Source organism: Cyanobium sp. T1B-Tous, from assembly GCF_024345475.1.
Lineage (GTDB): Bacteria > Cyanobacteriota > Cyanobacteriia > PCC-6307 > Cyanobiaceae > Cyanobium_A.
In genome coordinates this window covers 1-7508 of record NZ_JAGQBE010000090.1, presented here as the reverse complement: position 1 = coordinate 7508, position 7508 = coordinate 1, and the positions used below count along the sequence as shown (strand labels likewise).

Annotated in this window: 6 protein-coding genes; 3 read left to right on the top strand and 3 right to left on the bottom strand. The window is 68.3% G+C overall.

Going from position 1 to position 7508, the window contains the following annotated elements:
- Positions 1-124 precede the first annotated feature (124 nt).
- The gene (locus KBY71_RS13915; protein WP_254929492.1) at positions 125-3415 is read left to right on the top strand and encodes an efflux RND transporter permease subunit; all 3291 of its coding nucleotides are present in this window, start codon (positions 125-127) and stop codon (positions 3413-3415) included.
- Positions 3415-3696, top strand: a complete 282-nt coding sequence (locus KBY71_RS13910) for a hypothetical protein (protein ID WP_254929491.1) — start codon at positions 3415-3417, stop codon at positions 3694-3696. The genes KBY71_RS13915 and KBY71_RS13910 overlap by 1 nt, the downstream gene beginning before the upstream one ends.
- Here the strand turns inward: KBY71_RS13910 and KBY71_RS13905 are convergent.
- Entirely contained in the window at positions 3689-5344 is a 1656-nt protein-coding gene (locus KBY71_RS13905) for an alpha-D-glucose phosphate-specific phosphoglucomutase (RefSeq protein ID WP_254929490.1), read from the bottom strand. The genes KBY71_RS13910 and KBY71_RS13905 overlap by 8 nt on opposite strands.
- A 99-nt stretch (positions 5345-5443) precedes the next feature.
- Between KBY71_RS13905 and KBY71_RS13900 the strand changes: the two genes are divergently transcribed.
- Complete coding sequence (locus KBY71_RS13900; protein WP_254929489.1) at positions 5444-5857, top strand: hypothetical protein; 414 nt, start codon at positions 5444-5446, stop codon at positions 5855-5857.
- 8 nt (positions 5858-5865) lie between these two features.
- Here KBY71_RS13900 and KBY71_RS13895 read toward each other — a convergent pair whose 3' ends face one another.
- Positions 5866-6324: a hypothetical protein gene (locus KBY71_RS13895; protein ID WP_254929488.1), complete on the bottom strand. Its 459-nt coding sequence runs from the start codon at positions 6322-6324 to the stop codon at positions 5866-5868.
- Positions 6325-6346: 22 nt separating this feature from the next.
- Positions 6347-7508 (bottom strand): FAD-dependent monooxygenase (locus tag KBY71_RS13890; RefSeq protein WP_254929487.1); only part of this gene is annotated, 1162 nt, incomplete at its 5' end.

The following is a 7508-nucleotide window of genomic DNA, read 5'->3' as shown; positions in this document are numbered from 1 at the left end:
CGCCGGTGACCCTCGGCAGCTTGCAGGGCGGCCGCTTTGCCGTGCTCAAGGGCCTGAGCGCCAGCGACTCCGTGGTGGTGGGCAACCTGGCCCAGCTGCGCAGCGGCACGGTGATTCCGCTCCGATGAGCCTTTCTGACACCTTCATTCGCCGGCCGGTGCTCAGCACCGTGTGCAGCATCCTGATCCTGATGGCCGGGGTGATCGCGCTGCCGCTGCTGCCGATCGAGAACCTGCCGAACATCGCACCGCCCACGATTCAGGTGACGGCCAACCTGCCCGGTGCCGATGCGCTCACGGTGGAGAGCGCCGTGACCGGTCCGCTGGAGGAGCAGATCAACGGCGCGCCGGGCATGGATTACATCAGCTCCAACAGCACCAGCCAGGGCGTCAGCCAGATCAACGTGGTGTTCAAGGCCGGCACCGATGCCGACATCGATCAGGTGAATGTGCTCAATCGGGTGCAGACCGCCTCGGCCCAGCTGCCTGAGCAGGTGAACAACCAGGGCGTGACGGTGCAGCAGACCGCCACCAGCTATCTGCTGGTGTACAACCTCACCTCCACAGAAGGGCAGTTCAGCCGCGAATATCTCAACGGTCTCTATCAGCTCAATCTCGCCTATCCGCTCAGCCGGGCCGAGGGCGTTGGCCAGGTGACCGTGTTCGGTGCCAGTGATCCGGCCTACAAGCTCTGGGTGGATCCTGCCAAGCTCAGCCGCTTCAACCTCACGATCCTGGATGTGGAGAACGCCCTGCGCTCCCAGAACCAGATCGTGGTGGGCGGCAGCATCGGCGGCCCGCCAGCCTCCGCCAACAATCCCACCAACCTGCCGGTGCTGGTGCAGGGCAACCTGCTCACGGTGGAAGAATTTGAAAATCTGGTGCTCACCCGTGGCCCCAAGGGGTACGTGAGCGATACGGGCCCCGATGGCAGCCTGATCCGCCTGCGCGATGTGGGCCGGGCGGAGTACGCCTTCCAGAACTTCAACGAGGCGGCGATCAATGCCATCTCCGGCCATCCCTGCATGGGCTTCGGCGTGATCCAGCTGCCGGGCAGCAATGCGATCACCACCGCCGAGGCTGTGGACAAGGTGCTGACGCAATTCCGCACCACCCTGCCGCCGGGGGTGAAGCTGGAGAAGGTGTTCGATCAGACCGACTTCATCAACGCCTCGATCTTCGGGGCGCTCGATGCGCTCCGCGATGCGGTGGTGTTGGTGCTGCTGATCATCTTCCTGTTCCTGCAGGACTGGAAGGCCACGATGGTGCCGGCCCTGGCGCTGCCGATCGCCTTGCTGGGGGCGATGGTTTTCGTGAAGGCGTTTGGCTTCTCGATCAACGAACTCACCCTGCTGGGGGTGATCCTGGCCACCGGTTTGGTGGTGGACGACGCCATCGTGGTGGTGGAGGCGGTGTCGGCCCGGATCGAAGCCGGCGACAAACCGTTTGCGGCGGCCTCCAATGCGATGAAGGAGTTGACGGGGGCGATCCTGGCCACGGCGCTGGTGCTGCTGGCGGTGTTCATCCCTGTCACCTTCTTCCCTGGCGCCACCGGGGTGATCTATCGCCAATTCGCCCTCACGATCGTGTTCTCCATCCTGGTGAGCACCTTCAACGCCATCAGCGGCAAGCCGCTGCAATCGGCCCTGCTGTTGGGTGGGGGCAAGACCAACCCCAGCGGCCGCACCTGGATGTGGATCGGTGGAGCCTTCGGAGCGGTGTACGGCTACCTGTTTGGAGGGGTGTTGTGGCTGCTGCTGTTCGGTGCCCTCGGGGCCGTGGTGGGCCGGAATCTGCAGCCGATCTTCGCGGCGTTCAACAGGCAGTTTGAGCGTATGGCTGCGGCCTATGGCCGGCTGCTGGAGCAGGCGATCCGTCGGCGCCGCCAGTTGGTGAGCGCCGTGCTGGGTGGGGTGGTGCTCACCGCTCTGGCCTTCCTGGTGATCCCCTCGGGCTTTGTGCCCACGGAAGATCAGGGCTATGGCTTGGGCATCATCCAGCTGCCGCCCCAGGCCTCGCTCGAGCAGACGATGAAGGTGGCCGACCAGGCCCGCCAGATCCTGGCCAAGGAGCCGGAGATCGTGAGCGGTGAGCTGATCGGCGGAGCCGGCTTCAACGGTGGTGCCCTCAACCAGGGCCTGTTTTTCTTCGGCCTCAAGCCGATCGAGGAGCGCAGCGGTGCCGATCAGTCGGCGCGGGCGGTGGTGCAGCGACTGAACAAGGAGTTCCAGGGGATCGAGGGGGCCAAGGTGATGGCCCAGCAGCCGGCGGCGGTGCCGGGCTTCAGCGCCCAGGGCGGCCTGGCGTTCCAGTTCAACGACCTCAGCAACGGTGGCTACAGCCCCACCAACCTGCTGGCGATGGCCAACCAGCTGATCGACAAGGCCAAGGCCACCGGCTCCTTCTACAACCTCTACACCCAGTTTGTGAGCGATGCGCCGGTGTGGCGGATCGAGCCCGACCGCGATCGCATGGCCTCGCTGCAGGTGGACTTCGCCACGGCAATGAAGGCCCTCGGCGCCGTGAATGGTGGGGCGTTTGTGAACCAGACCTACGAGAACGGCCAGTACCGCCAGGTGTACGTGCAGGCCGAAGGCAGCAAGCGCGAAACGATCGAGAGCCTCGAGAATCTCTATGTGCCCGCCGCCGGTGGCGCCCAGATTCCGTTGCTGAATCTGGTGACGGTGCGGCTCGACAGCGCACCGCCGATCATCAGCCACTTCGACCTCAACCGCACGGTGCTGATCCAGGGGTTCGAGGCGATCGGCAAGAGCACCGGCCAGGCGATTGATGCCCTCACCACGACCTTCCAGCGGCTCAACTTCACCAACATCGGCATGGACTGGTCGGCCCTGAGCCGCTCGGAGGTGGCCGCCGGTTCGCTGGCGGCGCTGGTGTTTGCTCTGGGCCTGGTGGTGGTGTATCTGGTGCTCTCGGCCCAGTACGGCAGCTACATCGATCCGCTGGTGATCCTGATGACGGTGCCGCTGGCGATCCTGGGGGCCCTGCTGTTCCTGGTGCTCAACCAGCAGGTGAACAACGTCTACGCCCAGGTGGGCCTGGTGACGCTGATCGGCCTGGCGGCCAAGAACGGCATCCTGATCGTCGACCTCGCCAACCAGCGCATGGAGGCCGGCCTCTCCGACGTGGAGGCTGCGATGGGGGCGGCGCAATCGCGCCTGCGGCCGATCCTGATGACGGCCTCGGCGGCCCTCTCGGGCTTCTTCCCGCTGGTGGTGGCCAGTGGCGCCGGCGCCATGAGCCAGCGCTCGATCGGCTCGGTGATCTTCGGTGGCCTGCTGGTGGCCACGGCGATGAGCCTGTTTGTGGTGCCGGCCTTCTATGTGTTGATGAAACGGCTGGAGGCCAGCTGGTTCCCCGCCAGTGCTGGCAAGCCCTCCCTGCCAACCTCCTGATGCCGCTGCCCCACCCGCCCGGTTACGAGCCCCCGCGTCAGAGCGGCCTGGATCGCCGCCGGGTGCTGCTGGCCGGCGTGATTCTCAGCCTGATCGCCGCCGGTTTGCTGGTGCTGGGGCGCCGGGCTGCTGCCCATGCCGGTAATGCCCTGCCCCACGCCTCGCTGGAGCGGGCGCTGGTGGTGGTGCTGGTGGCCGGCGGCTGCGGCGCCTGGGGCGAAACGATGCGGCAGCTGGCCGTGATCGCCCGCAGCACCGACGAAGACGGTTGGCTCAGGTGATCACCGTGGGGCGATCCATCCCTGTGCGGGTCTTGATTTCGGCCAGGGCGTCGATCGCCGTGATCAGATCGCCCAGGGCGGCCTGGGGATCCTGGGTGAGGTTGCCGTTGGGCTGCACATAGCTCTCCAGGTACACCCGCAGGGTGGCGCCCTGGGTGCCGGTGCCGGAGAGGCGCAGCACCACGCGGCTGCCGTCATCGAGCAGCAGGCGCAGACCCTGGCCGCTGGTGAGCGAGCCATCCACCGGGTCGGTGTAGGCGAAGTCGTCGGCGGTGGCGATGCTGCGGCCGGCGAAGGCCTGGCCCACCAGGGAGGGCTGCATCTCCTTGATGCGGTTGTAGAGGCCGTGGGCGGCGTCGCTGGCGATCGCTTCGTAGTCGTGGCGCGAGTAGTAGTGCCGGCCGAAACGGCTCCAGTGCTCGGCCATGATCCGGCTCACCGGCTCCCGCCGCCTGGCCAGGATCTGCAGCCAGAACAGCACCGCCCAGAGGCCATCCTTCTCGCGGATGTGGTTGGAGCCGGTGCCGAAGCTCTCCTCGCCGCACAGGGTGATGCGGCCGGCATCCAGCAGGTTGCCGAAGAACTTCCAGCCCGTGGGGGTCTCGAAGCAGGGCAGCCCCAGCTCTTTCGCCACCACATCGGCGGCAGCGCTGGTGGGCATGGAGCGGGCCACACCGGCCAGACCATCGGCATAGCCGGGCGCCAGGGTGGCATTGGCCGTGAGCACCGCCAGGCTGTCGCTGGGGTTCACGAAGCAGCGGGTGCCCAGGATCATGTTGCGATCGCCGTCGCCATCGCAGGCGGCGCCGAAGCGGTAGGCATCGCTGCCCATCAGCAGCTCGGCCAGGTCGTGGGCGTAGGTGAGGTTGGGATCGGGGTGGCCGCCGCCGAAGTCCTCCAGGGGGATGCCATTGCGCACCGTGCCGGCGGGCGCACCCAGTACTCCTTCCAGGATGCGGCTGGCGTAGGGGCCGGTCACGGCGTGCATGGCGTCGAAGGCCATCGGGAAGTCGCCCCGCAGCAGATCGCCGATCTGGTCGAAGTCGAACAGGCGCTGCATCAACGCCACGTAGTCGTCGACGCCGTCGATCACGTCGACCTGCAGGGCGCCGATGCTGCTGCGGCCGGGGGCCGAGAGGTCGAGATCAGCCCCGCCCTCGCAGATTCGGTAGCTCTCCAGCTTCAGGGTGGCGGCGTAGATGGCGTCGGTGATCGACTCCGGGGTGGGGCCGCCGTTGGCGCCGTTGATCTTGACGCCGAAATCGCCGTCGGGGCCGCCGGGGTTGTGGCTGGCCGAGAGGATCACCCCACCCACGGCCCCGTGTTGGCGGATCAGGTGGGAGGCGGCGGGCGTGGAGAGGATGCCGCCGGTGGTGGTGATCAACCGCGCCGCGCCGTGGGCGGCGGCCATGCGGGCGATCACGGCGATGGCCTGGCGGTTGCCGAAGCGGCCATCGCCGCCCACCACCAGGGTGCCGCCAGCCACGCCGGGCAGCACCTGCAGGCTCGCCTCGATGAAGCTCTCGAGGTAATGGGGGGTCTGGAACTGGCGGCTGCTCTTGCGCAGGCCCGAGGTGCCCGGCTTCTGGTCGGTGAAGGGCTGGGCGAGGGAAATCTGCCTGACGCTCACGGGACTGCTGCTGGTCATCGGCCGAGCCCACCGGGGCGTTGGGGGCACCAAATTAGCCCTGGCTTGCGACCCGCCCGGAGCTGGCTAGGGTCCGGGAAAACGTGGATGGAATAATCCGTGAAGGCCGTTGAGCAACCAGGGGCGTTCCCCCGCAACAGCGCGCTGTCCCGTCTGGCCCTGTCCCGTCTGGCCCTGGCCGGACTGGGTCTGGTGGTGGCTGGCGCCGTTGTGGGCCCCGGCCGGGCGGCCGTGATGGGGGGTGCCCGGGTGATTCCCTTCGAGCAGGCGGTGGAACGAAGCCGTCTGGCTGCTGAGGCGGTGATCCATCGCCGCGGCAAGGAAACCTGTCTGCGCGGCAAGCTCACCAATGCCCTGCTGGGGTTGTCGTCCAGCTGCGAGGCCGCCGGCCAGCGCAGTGGGCTCTGCGCCCTGGCCGATCAGGCGGTGGTGCAGACCGGGTGGTCGATGGCGTTCATGGATGCCACCGCCCACCGGGTGCTCGATCTCATCCAGGCGAAGCCGACTCCGTAGGGCTCAGCTCACGAGCCCTGAATCAGGCCGAAGCCCTTTTTCTGCTGGGGTTTGTCCTTGTCCTTGCTGGGGGCGACGGTGCGGGTCTGCTGTTTGCAGAAGGGCATTACGTCCTGACCGGCCCGGTTGAGGGCTTCGCGGCGCTCATAGGTATTGGTGGGCGCTGGTTTGGCCCGTTCCAGGATCGACCAGATGGCGTCCTTGCAGCTGGCCCCGAGCCGGGGATGGTCCATCAGGGGATCGGCCATGGTGCGCGCCTTGCCACAACTTTCGGCCGTGTTCTCCCGGCCGCAGATGAAGGTGTTGAGCTGGATGTCGCGCAGCTGCTCCATCGAGGGGTAGGGCGGATCCTGGGGAGCGGCCTGCAGGGGGGCGGCCAGGCCGACCATCAGTCCCAGGCTGAGCACACGGCCAAAGGCTGTGGCCAGGCCAAAACCGGTGGCGGGATGGAGCTGGTGGGGAGCCATGGTGTCAGCGGGGCGGTCCCCATCATGGCGGGGCCGGCAGCGTCGCCAGCCCCTGGCGCAGCGGCTGCTGCTGGTGGATCCAGTGGGCGGCGACCGCAGGGCCCACGATCGGGGCGGCCAGGGCCAGGCCACAGCGGAGCCAGGCCTGATCGCGCAGCAGCTCGCCCCGGCTGGCCTCGGTGGCCTGGAGCTGCTGCAGCGCCGTGATTTCCGGTTGCCGCTCCACCGCGATGGCGGCCAGCCCCCGATCGAGGGCTTCTCCGGTGGCCCCGCTGCGGAGCAGGGGCACCAGGTGCACGCTGGTCACCCAGGCATCGCGCAGCGCCATGTTGATCCCCTGGGCCCGCACCGGACTCATCGGGTGGGCCGCATCCCCGAGCAGCAGCAGGCCCGGGCGCCACCACGGCGCCGCCAGCCCCACCTGCACCGCCAGGCGGGTGGGGGCACTCAGGCCGGTGTGCCCTTGCCGCAGCCAGGCCGCTAGCTCGGGTGGGCACAGGCTGGCCATCCGTTCGATCCAGCCGTCGCTGGCGAGGGCCGGAACGGGGGCACGCTTCTCCAGCACCCAGCCGATTTGCACGCCTCCGGCGGCGCTTTCGAAGGCGCTGAACACGCCTGCGGCGCCCACCAGGGTGGTGAAGCAGCCCTCCAGGGGGGTGGGTTCGGGGCAGGCCAGCTGGAACCAGAGCAGATCGATGGCACTGGGGGCTCCCACCAACTCCAGAGCGGCCTTCTGGCGCAGCAGGGAGGAGCGGCCATCGCCGCCGATCACCAGGTCGGCCTCGAGCTGGTGCCCGCCGCGCAGCTGCACGCCCGCCACGCGATCCTCCCGCCAGAGCAGGTCGACCACGGGCTGGCCCCGCTCCAGTGCGAAGCAGGGAGAGGCGGATGCCTGCTCGAGCAGGGCCTCCAGCAGGGCCGGCTGACTCACCAGGGTGCAGGGCTGCTGGGGATCCCCGCCGAGGGGTTCGCGGGCGGTGAACAGATGGCGGCCGTTGACCACGAAGCGCCAGCCCTGGAGCGCCCGCTGGGGCAGGGCGGCCAGCAGGTGGCTGAGCCCCATGGCGGCCAGGGCCTCCAGGCCCGAGGGCATCAGGGCTTCGCCGCGAAATTGGCGCTGCAGGCTGGTGCTGGCCTCCACCAGGGTGACGGCCACACCGGCGCGGGCCAGCAGCAGGGCGAGG